At 64.3% G+C, this 21,314-nt stretch carries 25 protein-coding genes and 2 pseudogenes; 11 read left to right on the forward strand and 16 right to left on the reverse strand.

Annotated elements, in window-relative coordinates; translation table 11 throughout:
- The 11 genes from ACILRA_RS00255 to ACILRA_RS00305 all read right to left on the reverse strand — a co-directional run.
- The coding region (locus tag ACILRA_RS00255; RefSeq protein WP_395660078.1) for a hypothetical protein at positions 1 to 362 on the reverse strand (362 nt) is incomplete at its 3' end.
- A 76-nt stretch (positions 363 to 438) separates the two neighbouring features.
- Complete coding sequence (locus ACILRA_RS00260; protein WP_395660079.1) at positions 439 to 957, reverse strand: DUF669 domain-containing protein; 519 nt, start codon at positions 955 to 957, stop codon at positions 439 to 441.
- A 31-nt stretch (positions 958 to 988) separates the two neighbouring features.
- On the reverse strand, positions 989 to 1,735 hold the full coding sequence (locus ACILRA_RS00265) for an ATP-binding protein (protein WP_395660080.1): 747 nt from the start codon (positions 1,733 to 1,735) through the stop codon (positions 989 to 991).
- An 8-nt stretch (positions 1,736 to 1,743) separates the two neighbouring features.
- Complete coding sequence (locus ACILRA_RS00270; RefSeq protein WP_395660081.1) at positions 1,744 to 2,025, reverse strand: hypothetical protein; 282 nt, start codon at positions 2,023 to 2,025, stop codon at positions 1,744 to 1,746.
- A 107-nt stretch (positions 2,026 to 2,132) separates the two neighbouring features.
- Entirely contained in the window at positions 2,133 to 2,612 is a 480-nt protein-coding gene (locus tag ACILRA_RS00275; protein WP_395660082.1) for a hypothetical protein, read from the reverse strand.
- Positions 2,605 to 3,390: a hypothetical protein gene (locus ACILRA_RS00280; protein WP_395660083.1), complete on the reverse strand. Its 786-nt coding sequence runs from the start codon at positions 3,388 to 3,390 to the stop codon at positions 2,605 to 2,607. Before ACILRA_RS00280 ends, ACILRA_RS00275 begins: the two co-directional genes overlap by 8 nt.
- Entirely contained in the window at positions 3,387 to 3,884 is a 498-nt protein-coding gene (locus tag ACILRA_RS00285) for a hypothetical protein (RefSeq protein WP_395660084.1), read from the reverse strand. The genes ACILRA_RS00280 and ACILRA_RS00285 overlap by 4 nt, the downstream gene beginning before the upstream one ends.
- Positions 3,877 to 4,230 carry a hypothetical protein gene (locus tag ACILRA_RS00290; protein ID WP_395660085.1) on the reverse strand — a complete coding sequence of 118 codons (354 nt, stop codon included), beginning with the start codon at positions 4,228 to 4,230 and terminating at the stop codon, positions 3,877 to 3,879. The genes ACILRA_RS00285 and ACILRA_RS00290 overlap by 8 nt, the downstream gene beginning before the upstream one ends.
- A 255-nt stretch (positions 4,231 to 4,485) precedes the next feature.
- Positions 4,486 to 5,094, reverse strand: a complete 609-nt coding sequence (locus tag ACILRA_RS00295; RefSeq protein WP_395660086.1) for a sigma factor — start codon at positions 5,092 to 5,094, stop codon at positions 4,486 to 4,488.
- A gap of 133 nt (positions 5,095 to 5,227) precedes the next feature.
- Positions 5,228 to 5,506, reverse strand: coding sequence for a helix-turn-helix domain-containing protein (locus tag ACILRA_RS00300; RefSeq protein ID WP_395660087.1), 279 nt, complete (start codon positions 5,504 to 5,506; stop codon positions 5,228 to 5,230).
- A 24-nt stretch (positions 5,507 to 5,530) separates the two neighbouring features.
- Positions 5,531 to 6,283 carry an ImmA/IrrE family metallo-endopeptidase gene (locus ACILRA_RS00305; RefSeq protein WP_395660088.1) on the reverse strand — a complete coding sequence of 251 codons (753 nt, stop codon included), beginning with the start codon at positions 6,281 to 6,283 and terminating at the stop codon, positions 5,531 to 5,533.
- 935 nt (positions 6,284 to 7,218) lie between these two features.
- On the opposite strand from ACILRA_RS00305, the gene ACILRA_RS00310 reads away from it, so the two are divergent.
- The 5 genes from ACILRA_RS00310 to ACILRA_RS00330 all read left to right on the forward strand — a co-directional run bounded on the left by ACILRA_RS00310 (position 7,219) and on the right by ACILRA_RS00330 (position 10,545).
- The gene (locus ACILRA_RS00310) at positions 7,219 to 7,662 is read left to right on the forward strand and encodes a DUF2924 domain-containing protein (protein ID WP_395660089.1); all 444 of its coding nucleotides are present in this window, start codon (positions 7,219 to 7,221) and stop codon (positions 7,660 to 7,662) included.
- Between the two features lie 2 nt (positions 7,663 to 7,664).
- Positions 7,665 to 8,984: a recombinase family protein gene (locus ACILRA_RS00315; RefSeq protein ID WP_395660090.1), complete on the forward strand. Its 1,320-nt coding sequence runs from the start codon at positions 7,665 to 7,667 to the stop codon at positions 8,982 to 8,984.
- Positions 8,981 to 9,355, forward strand: coding sequence for a hypothetical protein (locus ACILRA_RS00320; protein WP_395660091.1), 375 nt, complete (start codon positions 8,981 to 8,983; stop codon positions 9,353 to 9,355). The genes ACILRA_RS00315 and ACILRA_RS00320 overlap by 4 nt, the downstream gene beginning before the upstream one ends.
- Before the next feature lie 50 nt (positions 9,356 to 9,405).
- A complete protein-coding gene (locus tag ACILRA_RS00325; RefSeq protein ID WP_395660092.1) occupies positions 9,406 to 9,903 on the forward strand; it encodes a thermonuclease family protein in 498 nt (165 codons plus the stop codon).
- Between the two features lie 180 nt (positions 9,904 to 10,083).
- Entirely contained in the window at positions 10,084 to 10,545 is a 462-nt protein-coding gene (locus ACILRA_RS00330; protein ID WP_395660093.1) for a GTP pyrophosphokinase, read from the forward strand.
- 310 nt (positions 10,546 to 10,855) lie between these two features.
- On the opposite strand, the pseudogene ACILRA_RS00335 reads toward ACILRA_RS00330, so the two are convergent.
- Positions 10,856 to 11,322 (reverse strand): annotated as a pseudogene (locus ACILRA_RS00335) (transposase); the annotation flags it as partial.
- A 133-nt stretch (positions 11,323 to 11,455) separates the two neighbouring features.
- On the opposite strand from ACILRA_RS00335, the gene ACILRA_RS00340 reads away from it, so the two are divergent.
- Together ACILRA_RS00340 and ACILRA_RS00345 are read left to right on the forward strand one after the other, a co-directional pair.
- On the forward strand, positions 11,456 to 11,734 hold the full coding sequence (locus tag ACILRA_RS00340) for a CatA-like O-acetyltransferase (RefSeq protein ID WP_395660123.1): 279 nt from the start codon (positions 11,456 to 11,458) through the stop codon (positions 11,732 to 11,734).
- Between the two features lie 18 nt (positions 11,735 to 11,752).
- A complete protein-coding gene (locus tag ACILRA_RS00345) occupies positions 11,753 to 12,616 on the forward strand; it encodes a hypothetical protein (protein WP_395660124.1) in 864 nt (287 codons plus the stop codon).
- Here ACILRA_RS00345 and ACILRA_RS00350 read toward each other — a convergent pair.
- Positions 12,577 to 12,848: pseudogene (locus tag ACILRA_RS00350) on the reverse strand (site-specific integrase); the annotation flags it as partial. The gene ACILRA_RS00345 and the pseudogene ACILRA_RS00350 overlap by 40 nt on opposite strands.
- A gap of 462 nt (positions 12,849 to 13,310) precedes the next feature.
- On the opposite strand from ACILRA_RS00350, the gene ACILRA_RS00355 reads away from it, so the two are divergent.
- Genes ACILRA_RS00355 through ACILRA_RS00370 form a run of 4 tightly spaced genes read left to right on the forward strand, consistent with a single transcriptional unit; the run spans position 13,311 to position 17,667 of the window.
- Complete coding sequence (locus tag ACILRA_RS00355) at positions 13,311 to 14,600, forward strand: efflux RND transporter periplasmic adaptor subunit (protein ID WP_395660094.1); 1,290 nt, start codon at positions 13,311 to 13,313, stop codon at positions 14,598 to 14,600.
- Positions 14,597 to 15,328, forward strand: coding sequence for an ABC transporter ATP-binding protein (locus tag ACILRA_RS00360; RefSeq protein ID WP_395660095.1), 732 nt, complete (start codon positions 14,597 to 14,599; stop codon positions 15,326 to 15,328). Before ACILRA_RS00355 ends, ACILRA_RS00360 begins: the two co-directional genes overlap by 4 nt.
- Before the next feature lie 9 nt (positions 15,329 to 15,337).
- A complete protein-coding gene (locus tag ACILRA_RS00365; protein WP_395660096.1) occupies positions 15,338 to 16,498 on the forward strand; it encodes an ABC transporter permease in 1,161 nt (386 codons plus the stop codon).
- Positions 16,499 to 16,500: 2 nt separating this feature from the next.
- Positions 16,501 to 17,667 (forward strand): ABC transporter permease, encoded by a 1,167-nt coding sequence (locus tag ACILRA_RS00370; protein ID WP_395660097.1) that lies wholly within the window; start codon positions 16,501 to 16,503, stop codon positions 17,665 to 17,667.
- 15 nt (positions 17,668 to 17,682) lie between these two features.
- Here the strand turns inward: ACILRA_RS00370 and ACILRA_RS00375 are convergent, their stop codons facing one another.
- Genes ACILRA_RS00375 through ACILRA_RS00385 form a run of 3 tightly spaced genes read right to left on the reverse strand, consistent with a single transcriptional unit; the run spans position 17,683 to position 21,292 of the window.
- On the reverse strand, positions 17,683 to 19,059 hold the full coding sequence (locus tag ACILRA_RS00375) for a hypothetical protein (RefSeq protein WP_395660098.1): 1,377 nt from the start codon (positions 19,057 to 19,059) through the stop codon (positions 17,683 to 17,685).
- Positions 19,056 to 19,871, reverse strand: a complete 816-nt coding sequence (gene otsB / locus ACILRA_RS00380; RefSeq protein WP_395660099.1) for a trehalose-phosphatase — start codon at positions 19,869 to 19,871, stop codon at positions 19,056 to 19,058. The genes ACILRA_RS00375 and otsB overlap by 4 nt, the downstream gene beginning before the upstream one ends.
- Entirely contained in the window at positions 19,868 to 21,292 is a 1,425-nt protein-coding gene (locus ACILRA_RS00385; RefSeq protein ID WP_395660100.1) for a trehalose-6-phosphate synthase, read from the reverse strand. Before ACILRA_RS00385 ends, otsB begins: the two co-directional genes overlap by 4 nt.
- Positions 21,293 to 21,314: the final 22 nt, after the last annotated feature.

Here is a 21,314-nt window from a genome sequence, read left to right on the forward strand (position 1 = left end):
CCTGCGGTGAGGCGATGCGCCTCGTTCAGAACGGCGGCCCAGCTCGCGTCATCATGCTCGCGGCGCACCACTTCGATGATCGCGTCCTTGAGGGCGGCCTTGCGCGTGGCGGCGGCAGGGGTCGTGGCAAGCAACTCCGCGCGTTCGCGCTGCAGATGACGCAGTGCCGTCTTGGCGCGGTGGAACCAGCCGGGATCGATCTTCTTGGCCTTAGCCTGACGCTCGAGATCGGCAGCGGCAATCTGCGTGCGGATGCGGGCAATGCTGTCGTCGAGTGCGGCAAGGCGCAGCCTGCGCGCATTGGGGGTCGTTTCGGGCAAAGCTCTGGCGGCCGCTGAATCAGCGGTATGAAGGGTATCCATCGATGTCTCCGTATGTCTGGGATGAACACCGCCGCCGGAGGCCTCACGCGTCCGGCAGCGGTGGCTCAGTCTGTCCTCAGGCCTTGGCCTTCCAGGGCGCGGCATTGGTGCGAGCCGGCGCGGTGGGCGTCGTGCCGGCAGCGGAGCGCGCAGGGCGCTGCGGCGCTGCCGGGCGTGCAGGCGCCGTGGCGGGCTCATCCTTCGGCACCAGGTAGCGGATCTGGTTGCGCTCCTGCCCGCCGTCCTTGGGCTTGCGGATCGAGACCCGGATGGTCATGGGCTTGAAGTGCAGGTCCTCGGAGTCGCTGACATGCAGTTCGCCCGTTGCGTGGCAGATGGCCGACAGCGTGCGCTGCGCCATCTCCACGGTGGTGGGATTGGGATTTATGAGATTCAGCTGGTCATACGCCTTGCGGCCTTGGTACTGACCCTCGAGAATGTCCATCGCGATCCAGAGAAGCTCGCCGTTCCCGTTGCGGGTCGGGCGCATCTCGCTCTCGACGATCTGGGCGACATAATCCCCGGCCGGGAGAAGCTCGTAACCGGTGAGGGGCTCGACGCCGCTGGCGTCGAAGGTGGTGTCGAAACGTGCCATTGGAATGGTTCCTGTGCTGGAGGGTTGGAGGTCAATCGAACTTGGGCATGGCCGCGGCGAAGGCGTCCCAGTCCAGGGGAAGGACATCGGGAAGCCCGTAGCGGTTCTTTGCGAGGAAGGCGGGACGCTCGGCGGTGTAGAGAACCCGTTCGCCGCTCCCGAGCGCACGGGTCACCTTCTTGTTGAAACCGACATCCGCCTTGACGGTCGAGATGCGGTAGTTTGCGAACATCACGACGTCGGCATGTTCCTGCAGCAGCGCTGCAGCCCTTGCGTGGAGCTTGATGACGTAACGGTCGTATGGCTCGTGCTCGGGGCTGTCGAAACGCTTGATGTCGGTGTGGGCGAGTTGCACCACCATCATCCGCCGGTCCTCGCGGAGCGCGTTGATCCAGTCGAGGTACTGCCGCCACAGATCAAGTGCCGCGATGTAGCCCTTGCCATAGCCCGGCTCCTCGATGGTCGACCAGTTGTTGATCTTGCAGGCATGCTGCCAGACCAGCGGCTCCAGCCAGTCGAGGCTGTCGACCACCAGCGTGCGGTGCTCGTGCGGCTCTGAGTGCAAGGCCGCGAGCGCCTCAATCACCTCCTCGAAGCTCCGCGCCAGGGGAAAGTGCGGAATCTTGAGCATGCCGAGCCCATCCTCGGTGCAGACGGCGACGGCCTTGTCGCTGTCAGCGGCGAAGGTGGTCTTTCCCACGCCAGCCACACCGTGGACGATGACGGCCGGGGGCGTGAGGTGGGTTGAGGTCTTCAGGGAAGCGAGAGAAATTGCCATTGTGGACCTCACTGCATGACAGCGGAGGGGTCGACAGGCACGACAAGCTGCTCGCTCGTCGGCGCGGCACCATCGGCGAGGCTCGCGATGTAATCGCGCAGCGCCGCCAGTTGGGCATGCGCACGTTCATGCGTGGCGATGGCCTCGCCGATCATGCGCAGGGCCGCGCCGATCTCGCCGGCGGGCGCGCCGGACAGCGCATCGTTGAGGAGTGCAAAGCGGCCAGGACCGATGGCGTCGACCAGCCGGCTGGCAAGCTCCACGGGGGAGCAGTTCTGGATTGCGGACATGAGTTCTCGTTCCGTTATTTGACGGTTGAAAAAGGCGTTGATGGCTTGAAGGCTGAAGGTTCAGATGCCGCTCGGCGGGCCGGTCGCCATGAAGGGGAGCTTGCCGCTCATGCCAGCACCTCACCGATCAGCTCAGCGTCGGCTCCATTGCCGGTCACGGCCGTGTACAGCGCATCCAGGCGATTGGCCTCGGCAAGGCATTCCAGGCCCTTGCGCCGCATGAAACGGCGCGCGTCGTCGAGAAGATCGGGCTCCGCAATGAGATCCGGCACCGCGACATATTCTTCGGCGCTTTCAACGAAATACGATTTAGACCGCAGATCGCTGACGAGGGGCGCAAAGGCGTCGCACCGGTCGGCAAAATCCGACTGCTGCTCCAGGTCACGCCGGTTGCGCAGGATCCGCTTCACCTCGGAAATGACCCCGGTGCGCAGCATCCGCGTCGCACCCTCCGCGCGGGCCTGCGAACAGGTCAGCGGGAAAGCGGCCTCCATGATGTCATCGGCGATCTTCGGGGCATTGTTGCCAAGCTGGGACGCAACGTCCAATACCCGCTCGGCAAATGCCGCTGACTGGCTATCAAGCATCGAACCACTCCTTGATTGTGTTGAAACATTCCGCCCCCTGGGCGATGGCCTTGACGTCGAGGTGGTGAAACGGGCCCGCCCTGGCCTCGCGCATGCCCTGGTGAGCAAGCGCGAGGTTGTCGTCCGTGGCCCATTCGGCGAAGGCGCGGAACGTGCCGGTGACATGTTGCCAGGCGGCCTGTTGTGGCGTCGGCGGGACATGGAGCGGGTTCCGGCGGCTGAGCTTGCACGCCGGCCGCAGGCCCCGCATGGCGGCATCGACGACCATCTTGCGCAGCGCCGCGCGCGTCGGTTCCTCGCCGCGGGCGAGTTTCTCGTTGAGGGCGCGGCGGACGATGCCGGGCTCCGCCTCCTCGGCGTCGCGGATCACACGCGCCTCGTGGATGTCCTTGCGGGAGATGCCGAGATCGGCGGCGGTGGCAGGGGGCATGTTCCCGTCCGGAACATGCCCCCCTGTGCCCGGGTTGTTCTGCCGGGTCGCAACTTCACCGCGCTCCTGCGCCGCGTCGTACTCGTCCGCAAGACGGCGCTTGGCCAGCGCTTCGATGGTGAGCGCGTCGGCCTGGGCGCGATGGGCGGCTGCGATCAGCTCATCGTGCGCATTCTTGGCCTTGGCCAGCCGGGCCGCGCGCTTCGCGGCGTCATAGGCGAAGGACGCGAGATCGCGCGCTTCGAGCAGTTCGCCCGCACTGCGCGCGCTGGTGAGCGCGGCGGTGGCGTGGTCAATGACCTGCGGGATGCTGTCATCGCCCTCGTTGACGATCGCGGGGACGCTCATGCGCGCCTCCTGTCGGTGGGAAGCAGTTCGTAAGCAGGCTTGCCCGTCTCGACGGTGCGCGCCGGCGTGAACAGTTCCCTGAGGCGCGGAGGCCATGCCTCATAGGCACGCTCGGAGACCTCGTACCTGACCTTCACATAGTCGGCAGGGTTTTCGCCCCAGCCTGAGCGGATCAGTTCGACCAGTTCCTTGAGACGCTGCTGGTCCCACTTGACGCGCTTGGGCAGATCGGCGACGACGATGAAGCCGTTGTCTTCAAAGCGGACAGTCCCGGTGTCTTTTTCCTGCGCGGCGCGCGTCTGGTGTGCTCGGGGGCCGTAGCGATAGTCGAGCGCGGCATCGAGCTTGTCATCGAGGCGGTGGGCCTCCTCGTAGATCTGCTCGACCTGCGCCTTGAGGCTTGCCAGCGTGGCAGCGGGCAGGATGGCGAGATCCCCGACGCTCATGGTGTCAATGCCGGCGAAGCCGGAATGGGCGTTGGATGACTCAGACATGGGCGAGGCTCCGTGCGGAAGTGGGAGACGGCTTGTGGTTGTGGGTGGTGCGCAGGGCCCCATGCGTGCGGATGGCGAGATAGAGCCATTCGTTCGGGCCAACGCGGTGCTGCACGGGCATGACCAGGCCCTGGGCTTCCGCGGCGAGGACGCGGGTTGCAACCTCCGCCAGCTTTCGGCGGCGAGGATCGTCGAGGACCTTGGTGGAGGGCATGCGGTCGTGCGAGAGATGACCCCGGTAATAGACCAGCGTATCGCCGGGCTTTGCATCGATCAGCCAGTCGACGAAGCCGTTCTCGTCGAGAGGAATGACAAAGAGCGGAAGGGGATCAGGGCGGGCAAGCATCGGGCAAACCTTTCTCGTTCGGCCGCAATGGGTTTGCAGCCGTTGTGAACCATTGATGTCGGAGGGAGGTTTGGGTGCCGGAGCGAGCCCTGACTTTCCTCTCTACCTCTACAGTAGCGATCGGGGCGTTCAGTTTTCCCAGGAGGTCACTTGGGCGTCGACCTGGGCCCCGATGCAGGGGGCAAGCGTCCTTCCAGAACTTGCCCCTCTACCTTTATAGTAGCGGCCGGGAGGCGGGATTTTCCCAGGAGGTCATCAGCGCTGCAGCCACTGCCGCGGGGCCAGCTCGAGGCAGACAAGCCGGTAGCGCAGTTCACGCAGGCGCCGGTAGAATTCGGTTGTGGACAGAGCGCTGAGGCGCTGCGCCTCGGCAAGATCACCGTCCTGTTCGCGAATGGCTTGGGCGACAAGGGCGTAATCCTGCGGCAGCCCTTCGAGGAATCGGCCGAGCGCACAGGCATCCAGGATCATGGCTTCGGTGGGCGCCGCATCGTCCGGCAGCGTGTCGGCAATCGTCAGGGCTTCCACTTCGCCTGAGGGATCATCGACATCCTGCGCGAAGTCGATGTCGAGGGCCGCGATCTCACGGTTGGCAATGATCCGGCCGGCAATCGCATGCAGGGCCTGGCGCGCGATCCGGATGGCAAAGGCGATGTTGCTGCCGCGGGCGTCGTCAAAGTAGTGCCAGCGCTCGAGCAGCGTCACGAGAATATCCTGCTCGACGTCATTCTGCTCGTCCAGAGAAAGCCTGAATGATCGCGAGAGCTTGCGCGCATGGGCGCTGGCGGTCGCCCGCATCACGCCGAGGTCGCGGGCGTCAAGTTCCCGGTTCGAGGCCTGAAGCTTCAAGGCTGTGCTGGTCAATGTGGCCTCCCGGGTGCTCGTGGATTGCGTCGGTGTGCAAACGCGCAAACGTGCAGAGGCACGTCCGCCAGCAACAGCCGGAAGGCCGCGGTGAGAAACGTCAGATCTGAGAGATCATCAACCGGTCAGGTACTCATCTGGCGTGCGCCTTGAACTGCCGGTAGACCGACACGGCGACAGAGATATCCTCCTGCATGTCGGGCGGCAGGCGCTGCGCCTCGATGAAGGCCCGGTCGGTGCCGAGCCCCAATCGCTCGCAGGCCGCGATGATGAGCTGGTCCTTCGGCGCCTTCTCGAAGCCCCGCTCGATGCGGGACCAGTAGGCCGGCGAGATGTTGATATCGCGGGCAAAATCGATCAGCATGATGTTGGCTTCTTCGCGCTTGGCGCGAATCCACTGTCCAAAGGCCATGGTCTGTCCTCCAGTTGGAACGGTTCAGTGAAAGGTGAGGGGCCGCGGCGTGCGCAGCAGGTCGTAGCGGCAAAGCCGCACGCGGATGAAGTCGCTGGACACGCCGTAGAGTTCGCCCAGCGCGTAGAGGATTTCCATCGCGGCTTCCGCATGGATCGCGGTGCCGTCGACAGCTGGAGCGCCGATGATCACCTGCGAGGGTTTGGGCGACAGCGGCAATCGATTGCGTTTGACGAGACGCAGCCAGTCGACACGGATCAGCGGAGCAGGAACCAGGAACGCACCCATGAACTCGTTGGCGCGCACCTCCTTCGGATCCCGTTGCGCCAAAGGGCCGGGATTGAACGCGGAGGCCACCTGAACGAAGGCATCTCCCCCCACAACCATCCAGCCCGGCGCGTCAAACACCACGTGGCCCAGTTCATGCGCGACGGTGGAACGCAGCAGCGTATCCAGCGACCTGAGACGGGGACCGTTGATCGACACCAGCACATGCATCGGCGTTGTGTCGTGATACTCGGTGACCCCCATGACCTCATCGTCCCTGGCGTTGCGCACGTCATGTTCGAAGTCCCAGAGGACGCCATAGCGGATGCCATTCACCTCGAACCGGGCCGCCTTCTCCTCGATCTGCGACAGGTCGATCTGCCGGTCGAGGGTATTGTCCAGCAGCTGGTTGCGGACCTGGTGCGCCACCGCCCAGATCTCGCGGCTGGTGAGTTGCTCTGGTTCGTGGGTCAGGGCAGAATGGCGGAAATCGGCAATGATCTGGGACATTGAACGCATCCTCTCACATCAGTTTGTTCTATATTTGTTCCACACACGAACATTCCTGTCCAGAGGAATTTTTACCGATGCGCAAATCTGCATCGGTTGCTGTGGACAAGCTGTGGAGAATCCGCCCCCCCTGCATCAAGGCAAACAACATAGGCAATTGGTCAGACTTGATCTTCTGGTCTACCGCCATGATCTGCCTGGAAAGGCATGTTCAGCCTGCGGGTCAAGGCTCTGCGGCGGCAGGCTGTCGGCCATGTCAAAAGTCGTGGCAACGGGTACTCTGATTGGGATCGCCTTCGGTGAAGAAAGGAGCCTGACAGACGCAACTATAGCCATCTCTGGCCGCCGACTGGACCAGAAGTGCCTCAAGTTCCTGAAGCGTACAGTTCGGATAGAGCGTCTTCAGGATCAAGGTAACCCGCCGCGGATCTATTGCCTTTGGTGCAAGTAACCTGTCCAGATAGTCCTCCGGCAAGATAACCATTGCTCTCCTTTATACCTCAGCGTTGTTCAGTGTGACCGCATTATAGCAAATCAGTGCAGAAAGACCTCCGTAAGAACACTTAGCTCGAACGAATAAGCAGGGTTCTGGAACTGGACCTTGAAAAAGCCCACGCCGGCAAGCACCCAGCCCGCCTTGCCCAATGGCTGGCAAGTTCATCCCCAGCCTCGCGCTGTACTGTTCCGATGGGACCTCTTGGGAAGATCGGAGGCGCGGGCTCCTACTATAAAGGTATGAGCAACGCCCTCGACCCCAACCGCATGACCCCCGCCGAACGCCTCGCCGAGTTGGGCCGCATCCTCGCGGCCGGTCTCATCCGCATGAAGGCGCGACAGTCCAGTCCTTTATCTGCTGACTGCGGAGAAAGTCACGTCGACATATCCCGCCCGAAGAGCAGTCATGCAACCCGCAACTCAAATGGAGGCCTGACACGATGAGCGATCAAGTACTGGCGAGATTGGCGGCGCTGAAGACCACACCCACACCAAAACTCAAGGAGCAATGGCGGCAACTGTTCGAAAGTGAGCCGCCGGCTTTCAACCGCCGCTATCTCGAAAGCCGCCTCGCCTACCGCATCCAGGAACTGGCTTATGGCGGGCTGAAGCCGGAGACGGTGCGGCGGCTGGAGAAGCTGGGTGAGGAACTGGACGGCGGCCGCGTCGATGTGCGCAAGCGCCCTGCCAATGACCGACCGATCTCTGGCACGCGCCTCATCCGCGAATACCAGGGCGTCGAGCACTGCGTCACGGTGCGCGATGATGATTTCGAATATCAGGGAAGGCCCTACAAATCTTTGTCTGCCATTGCACGCGTCATCACGGGAACTCCGTGGAGTGGGCCAGTGTTCTTCGGCCTCAAATCCAGTGCGAGGACATAAGCATGAACAAGCCGACAAATCGCAAGCTCCGCTGCGCCGTCTACACCCGCAAATCCTCCGAGGAAGGGTTGGAGCAGGAATTCAATTCGCTCGACGCCCAGCGTGAAGCCTGCGAAGCCTATATTGCCAGCCAGCGGTCTGAGGGCTGGGCGCTGGTGCGCGATCACTATGACGACGGCGGCATCTCCGGCGGCACGCTGGACCGCCCTGCCCTGCATCGGCTAATGTCCGACATCGAGGACGGCCTCGTGGACGTAGTGGTCGTCTACAAGATTGATCGCCTGTCGCGCTCGCTGATGGATTTCTCGAAGCTGGTCGAAGTGTTCGACCGTAACAATGTCACCTTCGTATCAGTCACCCAGAGCTTCAACACTACCACGTCCATGGGTCGCCTCACCCTCAACATCCTGCTGTCCTTCGCCCAGTTCGAACGCGAAGTAACGGCCGAGCGTATACGTGACAAGGTCAAGGCCAGCCGGATGAAGGGTATCTTCATGGGAGGCACCCCGCCCTACGGCTACAAGCCGAAGGATAGGAAGCTTGTGATCGAGGACGAGGAGGCCCGGAACGTCCGGTGGATCTTTGCCCGATTCCTGGAAATCGGCTCGGCCACGGAGCTTGCGCGGGAGGTTGTGAGAAAAGGCATCCGCACGCCGCGCGGCAATGCCATGAGCAAGAACTTCCTCTACAGGATGCTGAACAACCGCGCCTACATCGGCGAAGCGGTCCACAAGGGCACCGGCTATGCGGGAGAGCACCAGCGCCTGATCGACCAGAGGACATGGGAACAGGTTCAGTCCATCCTGCAACAAAGCCCACGCCTTCGCGCCAGCAATACGCGCGCCGAGACGCCTGCCATGCTGAAGGGCATGCTCTACGGGCCGGATGGTGCCGCCTTCTCACCGACCCACACCCGCAAGGGCGACCGCCTCTACCGCTACTACGTCAGTCAGACGGTGCTGAAGCACGGAGCTGGGAAATGCCCGGTGGCGCGCGTCCCGGCGGCGGAGATCGAGGCCGCCGTCATCAGTCAGATCCGCGGCATGCTGCGCGCGCCGGAGGTGGTCGTGGCAACCTGGCGCGCCGCGCAGCCGGAATGTGAGGGCTTGGCGGAAGGCAATGTGCGCGAAGCTTTGACGGCTCTCGACCCGTTGTGGGCCGAACTCTTTCCCGCAGAGCAGGCGCGCATTGTACAATTGCTGATCGAGCGCGTAGACATCGGCACCGGGGGATTGAAGCTGCGGTTCCGCGACAAGGGACTGGCGCAGATGGTGGCGGAGGTCGGCACCATTACCGGCAAGAGCCGAAAGGCGGCGGCATGACAGAACAGACCACAACCGTCACCGTGCCATTCACCATCCGCAGGCGCGGCGGAAAAAAGCTCGTGATCACGCCGGACGGCACTGCGGCGACACCGGCACCGAGGGCATGGGTCGACAGCGCGCTCCTCAAGGCCCTCGCCCGCGGCTTCCGGTGGCGCAAGCTGCTGGAGACCGGCGAATACGCTACCATCGAGGAAATCGCTGATGAAGAGAACATCAATCCGTCCTACGTCAGCCGCGTGCTGCGCATGACACTGCTCGCGCCGGAGATCGTCGAGGCCATACTGTCAGGGCGGCAGCCGGAGGGGCTGACGATGGCCAAGGCTATGCAGCCGTTTCCGCTGGAATGGCAGCGCCAAGTATTCCCATGATGTCGCGAACCGTTCCCGATTTCCCAAGCCCGTGATAGGGATTTGGCATCATGATCAACCGCATGCCCGCGCTGGCAATATGGACTGCACTTGTAGCATCCCTCGGCACCGGCGTGGCTGATTCCATGAGCGCCCCTGCGATCCAGGGTAGGGCTTCGGTCATCGATGGCGACACCATTGAGATCCACGGCGAGCGGATACGGCTCGACGCCATAGACGCGCCGGAGAGTTCCCAGCTTTGTATTGACGCCGCCGGCAAACGATATCGCTGCGGCCAGAAGTCGGCGTTTGCGCTCGCTGATATGATCGGGCGCTCGGTGGTGAGTTGCGAGCCCAAGGGCCGCGACCGCTACAAGCGCACCATAGCCGTCTGCTTCAAAGGCGACATAAACCTCAACGCCTGGATGGTCTCGCAGGGCTGGGCCGTGGCATTTCGGAAGTACGGAATCGATTACATATCACAGGAAGACGAAGCCCGGCTTGCCCGCCGTGGCATCTGGGCGGGGTCCTTCGAGATGCCTTGGGACTGGCGAGCGCGGAAGCGATGATCCCTGCCGGTGGAATGGCAGCACCACACGGATCACTGAGTGTCCTTCAGTTCAAAGACATCATGTATGGATTGTTGCCCTCCATGCCCAACGGCTATAATCTCCATCTATTCCATCTTGAAAACACCGCCGGGCGCGAGCCTGAGCGGCTCGAGCCGGGCTCCAAGACAGGAGATCCGTATGAACTTTGAACGCGCCATAGCCATCGCCACTGCAGCTCACGCTGACCAAGTCGACAAGGCAGGCGCTTCCTATATCTCGCATCCGCTACGCGTAATGCGTGCCCAAGACAGCGAGGAGGCCCGCATCGTCGCCGTTCTGCATGACGTAGTCGAGGATTGCTCAGGCTGGACGTTCGAACGTCTTGAGCACGAGGGCTTTAGCTCAACTGTTATAGAAGCCCTGCGGCTGGTGACGAAAATCAATGGCGAGGTCTACAACAGTTTCGTGCGCCGGGCCGCGGGCAATCAGATTTCTCGTGCGGTGAAGATAGCAGACATCCAGGACAACATGGACTTGTCCCGCATCGCCGACGTCACGCCGCGAGATCTCGAGAGGATCGAGAAGTATCGACACGCATTGGCATTGCTCCAACCAGAACAGCAAGCACATGAAGTACCTCGTCACAGCGAAAAGCTCTAAGACTGGGAAACTCCTGGAGAGCGCACTGGGAGAAGTGGAGGAAACCAAGCATGGATGGGTCGCCACGATGCAGTCTCTGGGCTGCAGCAGTTATCGCGACGATCCCGAAATGGCGGTTGCATCACTCAGCTTCGCCCACGGGTATGACGAGGTGAGACTTGAGCCAATCGGCCCGATGCATTAGCCGCCACCAGCGGCTACGATCAAAAATTGCCTAGCCGCTAGCTGATCGGCCCCCAACGAGTGGTCCGGGTTGAATGTTAGTGCATTGGCTGCCTTGGCGCCAGCGCGGGCGGCGTAGCCGGCTGGGGTAGCGCAGCCGGCCATGCTCCCGGACCAGCGCAACCAGGTCACCAGTCAGCTGCTCCTCATCGTCCCGGCCCCGCGGGGTCTTACGCTGTGTCGACCGGTGCTGGCCGAGCCCCACACAGGCACGGCGCTCCGAAATCGACAGAGCCTGCCGGACGTGCGCAATGCACGCCCGGCGCCGCGCGGGGCTCAGTAGTTTCCCCGTGCCGCCTCCTTCAAGATGAGCTTGTCCAAGGTAAGGTCGGAGACGGCCTTCCGGAGCCTGGCATTCTCAAGCTCCAGCTCCTTCAGCCGCTTCACCTGGTCCAGCTTCAGCCCGCCGTATTCCTGGCGCCACCGGTAATAGGTCACCTCGGTCACCCCGATCTGCCGGATCGCGTCGCTCACTGGAGACCCTTGCGAAACAAGGACATCCACCTGCCGCAGCTTGGCGACGATCTCTTCAGGCGTGTGCTTTTTCCTTGGCATGTTCTAATCCTCCTTGATGCCATAAGACATACTTCAAGTCGGACCACTTCTGTGGGGGTGGATCAGCTTCGCGGACGACTATCCGTCCAATCTTGCCATCATTGACAGAGCTGCACAGGGACTGGAGCCGAACATCGGTTCCGACAACCAGGGCCAGGTCTTCATCACCAACAACCCCTGGAACAGCTTCACGTCGCTGACATTCCCATATGCGCGCCGCGTGGCTTCCATGCCGGTGTTCGGCATCGGAAAGATGTATGAGAGCGGCGGCCGGACGATGGCACCATTGGCAATCCAGAACCATCATGGCCTGACCGACGGCTATCATATCGGGCATTTCCTCGACATCATGCATCGCCATCTCGAGGATCCCGGCCTGATTGACCGTCCATTCACCTCCACTTTTGCCTAGACCCGGACCTTCCGCCGCATGACCCCGCCCCACATCGTTGATGCAGAGAACATTCTGCTCGATAAGCTTGATGTAAGCAACCCTGCACTATTCCAGCAGGACAAGTGGGGTCCCTACTTCGCACGACTGCGATGCGAACAGCCCGTTCATCATTGCGCCTTCAGCCCTTACGGCGCCTATTGGTCGATCACGCGCTTCGATGACATTCAGGCGATTGAACTGGACTATGCGAGCTTCTCCTCCGCGTCCGAGCGGGGAGGCATACGTATTGACAACCGCCTTGGCGGAAGTTTCATTTCCAGCGACCCACCGCGGCACACGCGCGAAAGAAAGACGGTTGCCCCCGTTGCGGCCCCGACCAATCTTGCCAGTTATGAAATCCTGATCCGGGAGCGCACACGCAGCCTGCTGGCCGGGCTACCCCGCAACGAGACCTTCGACTGGGCCCGAACCGTTTCCTCCGAACTCACAGTGTCGATGCTTGCAACGCTGTTCGACTTCCCCCTTGAGGAGCGGCACAGGCTGGCATACTGGTCGGACGCACTGGTCTGCGATCACGCAGCACCTGATGCGCCGGTGAAATCCGAGGAAGAGCGGACAGCCGTGCTGTTCGAGATGGCCGATGCGTTCCGGGGCCTGTGGAACGAGCGCATTCACCAGCAACCAAAACTCGATCTCATTTCCATGATGGCCCACAATCCCGACATGCAAGGACTGTCAGAGCGCGAGTTCATCGGCAACTTCGTGCTTCTCGTTGTGAGGGGATACGACACGACGAAGAACTCCGTGTCCGGGGGTGTACTCCAGACCAGCGTCAGACACTCATGGCCGATGCATCCCTTACGTTCCGGCATCTCGTCTCGCTTCAGCGTCACACCGTAGAAAAACCGCAGAGCACAGACCGTCTGGTTGAGTGCCGGCCACGAAATTCCCTGCAACAACAGATAGACCTGAAACTCCCGCACGTCCTCCAGGTCCAGTCGATCCGGGGAACGGCCAAAGAAACGGCTGAACCTCAACACCGCATGAATGTAGGATCGTTGAGTTGCGGAGACAAGTTGCGGATTGTCATGTCCTCGATCATCCGCCGGCGAAGAGGGCTGATATCGGCCATTGGGAAACTCCTGTCTGATGGGTTGGGCTGTAACAACCACAATCCTCAGACAGGAAACCTCAGCCGTAAATGCGCTCCCCACACTCCCGCGGCAGCGGGTTAGTTCAATCCACTTTGTCAACACATCCTAACCAGCGGAAAAGCAGAATCTTGCTTTTGAGGGAATGCGCCTGTAAGCTTCTAATGTGTCGTTTCAACGATGTGCGCTGTGGGTCCGGCGGCATGCGCCGATTGCCGCGCAGAGCGTCCGCTGGCCGGGAACTTACGCGATGCCGGTCGCATGAAAGGGATCGGGCACCGCTTCATGACCCCAGCCGCCAGCTTCGGGGTTGTCCGGCAGTCAGTTGAGGGTCACCACGATGTTGATGATGTCACGATGAGACGTACCCTGTTGCGCCGTTCCCCCTGCATCGCGCCCGCGTGGCCTTCGCCCTGCCGCCCCCGCAATTCCGGGATGGCCGCATGAGCACGCCCCACGCCTTCGGGGACAGCGTGCGTGCGCCACGCGCACCGCGCGCCCCCCGGCCACCCGGCACGGGTACGGCCGCGGATCTTTCCGGCCTCACCATCGACCGCCGCGCGGGCTCGAAGCGCAAGGGCCTTCTGCGCCGCATCCTCCTCCGGCTTCTTTTCCTGGCTATCGCCGGCGCCATCGGCTTCGGCGCATGGGTTTGGTACCGCAATGCGCCGGTCGCCATCGAAACCACCGCCGTCTCCAGCGTCTATCCGTCCCAGGCGTTGACACTTCTCAACGCCACTGGATACGTGATCCCCCAGCGCAAGGCCTCCGTCGCCTCGAAGGCGACCGGGCGCCTCGAATGGCTCGGCGTGCTGGAAGGCAGCAAGGTGCAGGCGGGCGAGGTGATTGCCCGTCTGGAGAACCGCGACACCCAGGCCATGCGAGACCTTGCCGTTGCCAATGTCCAGGTGGCGGAAGCCAATCTCGGCCAGGGCAAAGCGGAACTGGCGGAGGCGGAGCTTGTGTTCAAGCGTACGCAATCGCTTGCAGCAAAGAAGCTCGTCAGCGAATCCGACAGGGACAGTGCGGTAGCGCGGCTCGGCAAGGCGCAGGCTGCCCTCGCCGGCTACACGGCGAATGTCGCTGTGGCGAATGCTAACCTCCGGGCCGCCGAAGTCTCGCTCGACCAGACCCTCATCCGGGTACCCTTCGACGGCGTGGTCCTGACGCGCAACGCCAATGTCGGGGACACCATCACCCCCTTCTCGCAGGCGGTCGACACCAAGGGCGCGGTGGTGACCATTGCGGACATGGACACGCTGGAGGTGGAGGCCGACGTTGCGGAATCCTCCTATCTGAGCGTGAAGGTCGGCCAGCCGGTCGAGATCCAGCTCGATGCCATCCCGGGCGAGCGCTTTGCGGGCGTGGTGAGCCGCATGGTGCCGACGGTGGACCGCGCGAAGGCTTCCACTCTCGTCAAGATCAGCTTGGTGCAACGCGACCCGCGGATCCTCCCGGACATGAGCGCCAGGGCGGCATTCCTCTCCCGCGAGGTGACGGAGGCGGAGCGCACGCCCGTGCTGGCCTTGCCGGCCGCCGCGTTGGTGGAGATCGGCGGGCAGACGCAGGTTTATGTGGTGGCGGACGGCAAGGTTCGCCTCGAGCCCGTCAAGCTGGGCGAAAAGATCGGCGACCAGGTCGAGGTGCACGGCCTGGAGGCTGGAACGCGCGTCGTGATCCGGCCTCCACTGGGCCTCGCAAATGGGCGGGCAGTCACGGAGGAGACGAAGTGACGGCGCCAAGCGCCCGGGCGGGCGCCGGGCGGGACGACGTCCTCATCGAACTGCGCGGCGTGAGCAAGGGCTACTGGCGCGGCAGGCAGCTGGTACCCGTACTCTCCGATATCACCTTCGACATCCGGCGGGCGGAATTCCTGGCCCTGATGGGGCCGTCGGGCTCGGGCAAATCGACGTTGCTCAACCTCATCGCGGGCCTCGACCACCCCGATCATGGCTCGATCGAGGTCGAGGGTGAGGACATCGCGCAGCTCGGCGAGGTCGACCTCGCGGATTGGCGGGCGGCCAATGTGGGCTTCATATTCCAGTTCTACAATCTCATGCCGGTGCTGTCGGCGCTGGAGAACGTCGAGCTGCCCCTGACGCTCACCAGCCTCGGGCGCCGCGAGCGCCGGGACCGGGCGCAGCTCGCCCTTCGTCTCGTCGGCCTCGGCGACCGTGAGAAGCACCTGCCCTCGGAACTCTCGGGCGGGCAGCAGCAACGCGTGGCGATCGCGCGGGCGATCGTCACCGACCCCACGCTGCTGGTGGCGGACGAGCCGACGGGCGACCTTGACCGCCGCTCCGCCGAGGAGGCGCTCGCCATCATGCAGCGGCTGAACGAGGAGATGGGCAAGACCATCGTGATGGTCACCCATGACCGCCGGGCGGCGGAACACGCCAAGGTCATCATGCACCTCGAAAAGGGCGAACTCTCCGGACGGGTCGAGCAGCGCCATGGCTGAGCCCGCAACATGAGCCAGTGGCTCAAGCTGGTGGCGCGCAACGCCTTCCGCCACCGGCTGCGCACGTCGCTGACGCTGGCGGGGCTGGTGATCGCGTTCCTCTCCTTCGGCCTGCTGCAGACGATCATCGCCACCTGGTATGCCGGAGTCGATGCCGCCGTGCCATCGCGCCTCATCACCCGCAACGCGATCTCGCTGACGCTGCCGCTGCCCCCCGCCTACCAGAAGCGCATCCGCGCGGTCGAGGGCGTGAAGGCCGTCACCTACATGAACTGGTTCGGCGGCATCTACAAGGATCCCAAGAACTTCTTTCCGCAGTTCGCAGTCGATGCCGAGAGCTACTTCGCCGTCTACCCCGACATCCAGCTGGACGAGGCAGCGCGCGACACCTTCCTGCGTGACCGCCGGGGCGCCATCGTCGGACGCAAGCTCGCCGATCGCTACGGCTTCAAGCCAGGCGATGTGATCCAGCTCAGCAGCACGCAGTTTCCCGGCACATGGGAATTCGTGATCGACGGCATCTTCGACGGGCGTGAAGCCAAGACCGACACTTCGCAGATGTTCTTTCACTGGAACTACCTCAATGAAACGCTGCGCCTGCGATCGAAGTCGCAGGCCGACCAGGTGAACTTCTTCGTCATTGACGTTGCGAACCTCGACCAGATCGCCGACGTCGGCCAGGCCATCGACCGCACGTTCCGAAACTCCGCGGCCGAGACCCTCACGGAGACCGAGCGCGCCTTCCAGATCGGCTTCGTGAAGCAGACGGAGGCCATCCTCGTTTCCGTCCGCGTCATTTCCTTCGTCGTCATCGTCATCATCCTCGCGGTGATGGCAAACACCATGGCGATGACGGCACGCGAGCGGCTGGCGGAATATGCGACGCTGAAGGCACTTGGTTTCGGGCCGGGCTATGTCGCGCGGCTGATCCTCGGGGAATCCGTGGCGATCGCTCTGGTGGGCGGCGCGCTCGCCATCGCGCTCACGCCGCCCGTCGCAGCCTATTTCGGCAGCCTCAACGCGGGACTGCTTCCGGCGCTCACCGTCAGCGGCACGACCATGGCCCTTCAGGCGCTCGCGGCGGTGTTGGTGGGCATCCTCGCCGCGCTGGTGCCGATGCGGCGCGCCGCCGGCGTGCGCATCGTCGATGGCCTCAGGGCGGTGGGCTGACCATGCCGCTGCTGCTCGCCTACAGCCTGCGGAACCTGCGTGTGCGCAAGCTCACCACGGCACTCACCGCGGGCGGCATGGCGCTGGTCGTGTTCGTCTACACCGCCGTGCTGATGCTCGATTCCGGGCTGAAGCAGACACTGGTGGCAACGGGTGGCGCATCCAACGTCATTTTCGTCCGGCGCTCCGCGGAGGTCGAGATCCAGAGCCTGGTCGACCGTACGCAAGCGCGGATCATCGAGAGCCAGCCGGAGGTGCTGCTCGGGGTGGATGGCGCACCGCTGGTCTCGAAGGAACTGGTGGTGCTGGTCTCCCTGCCCAAGCTCGGACCTGCGCAGGCCAGCAACGTGGTGGTGCGCGGCGTGGGATCCGCCATCCTCGCGGTGCGTCCGCAGGTGCGCATCACGCAAGGCCGCATGTTCCGCCCTGGATCGACGGAGATCATCGTCGGCAGCGGTCTTGCCGGGCGCTTCAAGGGCCTTGAGATCGGCGCGAGCATCCGGTTCGCGCAGCGCGACTGGCAGGTGGTGGGCACCTTCGAGGCCGGGGGCAGCGGGTTCGACTCGGAAGTGTGGGGCGACAGTGAGCAGCTGATGCAGTCGTTCCGGCGCGACTCCTTCTCGTCGGTGGTGGTGCAACTCGCCGACCGCCGCAGCTTTGCTGCCCTCAAGAAAAAGCTCGAAGCCGATCCCCGCCTCACCGTGGACGCCAAGCGCGAGCGCGTGTTCTACGAGCAGCAGTCGCGGCTGCTCTCCGACTTCATCCGGTTCATCGGCATCACGCTGTCGGTCATGTTCTCGCTGGGTGCGGTGTTAGGCGCGACGATCACCATGTATGCCGCCGTGGCAAGCCGGACGCGGGAGATCGGGGCCCTGCGGGCGCTGGGTTTCCGGCGCGCCGGGATCCTTGCGGCCTTCCTGTCCGAGGCGATGCTGCTCGGGCTCGTGGGTTGGGTTGTTGGCCTATCGCTGGCATCGCTCATGCTGCTGGTGAAGATCTCGACGCTGAACTGGGCCTCGCTGTCCGAACTCGCCTTCAGCTTCGTGCTGACACCGGGAATCGTTGTGCAGTCGCTCGTCTTTGCGCTGGCCATGGGCTTCCTCGGCGGGTTCCTCCCGGCCGTGCGCGCCACCCGGTTGAAGATCGTCGATGCGTTGCGGTCGGCCTGACCCGCCCCGTCTTCGTCAGCTCGCGGTGCCAGTCATGCCAAGTTCGGCCAGCGCCTCGCACACCACGGGCAGGAGATCCGCGCGGGTGGTGACGCGCCCCGGCGCATGGCCGGACACCGTGGCATACATGCGGCCGCCGAGGCTGTAGCCCTCGAGGAACAGCTGCCCGCCCCTGGCTGTAAGCGCCGCCTCGTCGAAGCGTTCGATGGGGGAAATGCAGATCATCGACGGCTCGCCCCATGGACTGCCCAACTCCGGCGGCAGATCGCCGAAGAAGCTGCATCCGACGGGCAGGTCGGCGCCGAGCGCAACCTGCTCCATGCGGCGCATCAGCCGGACCGGCACATAGGGAATGAGCGGCAGCAGCGGGGTCAGCTCGTGCCCATGACGGAGCAGGTTGGCCTGCGCGCTGCGCAATTCGCGCTGCAGCGTGCGCGGGTCGGCCAAGGTCCGCTCCGGATCGGCTAGGACAGTGACGGCAAGGACGGCGTTGCCCCGCAGGTCCCCAGGCTGCCGCTCGCTGACGGGCAGGACGAGCTTGACGCGGCCTTGTGCATCGACGCGGCCCATGCGCACGGCAATCCGCGTCGCGAGAGCCATGAGCAGGATGCCGATCTTCACCCCGCGCGCCTCGCAAGCCGCGGCATCGAGGACGATCTGCACCACGGGAACCTCGACCGCGGGGCCGCCCGGCGCGGCTGCGCCAGGCTGGGCAAGCGGCAGCCCGTTCACCGCAGCCGGCGCCTGCTGGCGCGGCCGGGCGAGGAAGGCTGCCAGGGCACGCCCGGCTTCGGGCAGAGACCGGATGCTCTCCGCCGCGTCGCGCGCCAGCCTGGACAGCGACCCGCGCCGGGACGGTGGCGGGAAGCGATGGGAAAAGGGCCGGCCGGCGATCGCGTCGGCGACGGCGAGGAGCCCGGCATGCCCGTCCGCGATGGTATGCGAGACGAAGAACGACACCGCAGTGCCGCCATCCGCCAGTGCCTGAACCGCGAACCGGCAGCCAGGGCCGTGCTCGGGGTCGACCGGAAGGTCGACCAGCGAGCTGCGCCACGTCTGCAGCGCGTCCACGGGGATGGGGGTGCGGTTCCACGTGACGGGTGGCGGAACGGGATTGGCCACCCAGCGGTGGCGGCCCCAGGGAAGCGGTGAGCGCTGCAGCAGCCGCCCCAGCAATCCCTCCGCCAGGCGCCGGCTGACGGCGTCGACGGCCGCCTCGTCCACCGCATGGGGGTAAACCCAGGTGATGAGCCCCATGGGCTGGCGCCCGAGCGCACGCAGCGCGAGGAAGGAGCCCTGGTCCATGTAGCACAGAAGGTCGCCCGCTTTGGCGCGCTCATCGCTGATGCGGCTGCGGCGCCTGCGCTGCTTCGACGCCCGCTCCGTACTCATGCGTCCAGACTCCGGTGACGCGCGGCAGCCGCGCCGGACGACAGCCTTGCGGAACGGCGCCGCCACAACAGGCCAAGAGCAGCCAGCGCTGCGTGCTCCGTGGCCACGCGGTGGCTGGCCACTGTGGCGCCGGCGCCGACCTTGATGCCGAGATCGGCGGGGCCAAGTTCTGCAAAGGCCGCCTCATCCGTCACATCGTCGCCGAGATAGAGAACCTGCGGACTGCCCTCCGTCTCCTCCCGAAGCCGGCGGATGGCATCGCCCTTCCCCGCTCGTGACAGTGACAGCTCGATCACGGCCTTGCCGTCCGTCAGCTTCACTCCCGGCACTGAAGCAAAGCTGGCACGTACCGCAGCGATGACGCGGGCGGCATCCTCCGGGCCAGCCTCACGCACATGCACGGCGAGACCGAAGGGCTTGCGCTCCACCCAGGCTCCTGGCGAAGCTGCGCAGAGGCGCCGTAGCGCGGCTGCCAGCGCATCGAGCTGCTGCTGGCGGTCTGCCTCGCCATAAGCCGTCAAGCGCCCCGGAAACTCCGCGCCATGCGAGCCGACGAGCAGCACAGGCTGATTAAGCCCCACCTGCGCGCAGAGATCTTCGCGCGCGCGCCCGGAGACGATCGCAACGCGGGTATGCGGAAGCTGGGCTAGGCCGTGCAGCAGCTCACGCGCACCCGGCAGCATCTGCACCAGTTCAGGTCGCGCCGAGATCGGCGCCAGCGTGCCGTCATAGTCGGAGCACACCAGAAGCTGCCGGGCCTCGCCGAGCAGGACAAGACGCCGGGAGACATCCATGGGCAGGATCAGCTTCATCGCGTCTGATGCATTCGGGCGAGAAAGGAGTCCGCCCAGTGCCTTGCGTCGGCGCCGAACACCGCCCGGCGCATGCGGGCCATGCGTCCATGCGACTCGCCCGCCCCGGCGCGGAGGGCATCGGCAATGCCGCGCTTCACATCCGCGAGGTCGTTGGGCGCGACGAGCCAGGCATCTTGCAGTTGCTCCGCCGCCCCAGTTGCCCGGCTGAGCACGAGGCGGCCGCTGCCATCGCCCCGGCAGGCGACGAATTCCTTGCAGACCAGGTTCATGCCATCGGCGAGAGAAGTGACGAGCATGACGTCGGCCGCCACGTAGAGGGCCACAATCTCCTCCGTCGGCAGCGCCTCGTTCACATAGTGGATCGGCCGCAGCCCAAGCGCCGCCAGTTCCGCGTTGGCGGAGTGCAGCACCTCCTCCACCCGTATCCGCAGCTCCTGATAGGCTGCAAGATCGCTGCGGCTCGGCATCGCCACCTGGATGAACTGGATGTTGCGACCACGGTATTCCGCGCTCTTGAGCACATCCGCCACGGCGCGAATGCGGATATCGATGCCCTTGGTGTAGTCGAGGCGGTCGACGCCGAGCAGAACCTGTTCTGGCGCGCCGAAGCCGGCACGGATGCGCGCTGCTCTATCGCGCGCAGCGGGCGTGGCCGAGAGGGTCTCGAACCGGTTGGCATCCGGGCCCACCGGAAAGACATCGACCGCGACGCGCCGCGGGTGGGCGGATTCGCCCAGCACGAGGTCCCGGCCGTCGCGCGACGCGACTGCGCGCTGACAGACCTCCTCGCAAAAGCGGTCGGCGGATGCGCCGGTCTGGAAACCAATCAGGTCGGCACCGAGCAGGCCATGGAGGACGCTGTCCTTCCACGGCAGCAGCTCGAAGACGGCAGCCGAGGGAAACGGCACATGAAGGAAAAAGCCGATGCGCAGGTCGGGCCGGGCCGCGCGCAGCAGCGCCGGCACCAGCTGCAGCTGGTAGTCATGCACCCAGACCGAGGCCCCCAACGGGGCGCTCGCGGCGACGCAATCGGCAAAACGCTGGTTGATCCTGCGGTAGACCGCGAACTCCTCGTCGCGGAACACGGGGTCCACGACCGCATCGTGGTAGAGAGGCCAGAACGCCGCATTGCACACGCCATCGTAGAAGTGGCTGACCTCGTGCTGGCTCATCGGGATCTCGAGAACGGACATGCTGGACGTGCCGGGCGGGGGCGCCGGGTGCGGTCCGCGGCCCTCCTCCGGTACGGGGCTGCCGCGCCAACCGACCCACACCACATTCAGGCCACGCAGTGCAGAATCGAGCGCGCTGACAAGGCCGCCGGGCGATGTCCGCCACCCCGTTTCGACGTTGTATTCAACCGAAAGACGATTAGCCAGGACATACGCAACGGCAGCCTTTGAATCCGGTGCGCGCATCTCCCGCGCCGGTGGCTCGACA

This window comes from Aestuariivirga sp., from assembly GCF_044239095.1.
Lineage (GTDB): Bacteria > Pseudomonadota > Alphaproteobacteria > Rhizobiales > Aestuariivirgaceae > Aestuariivirga.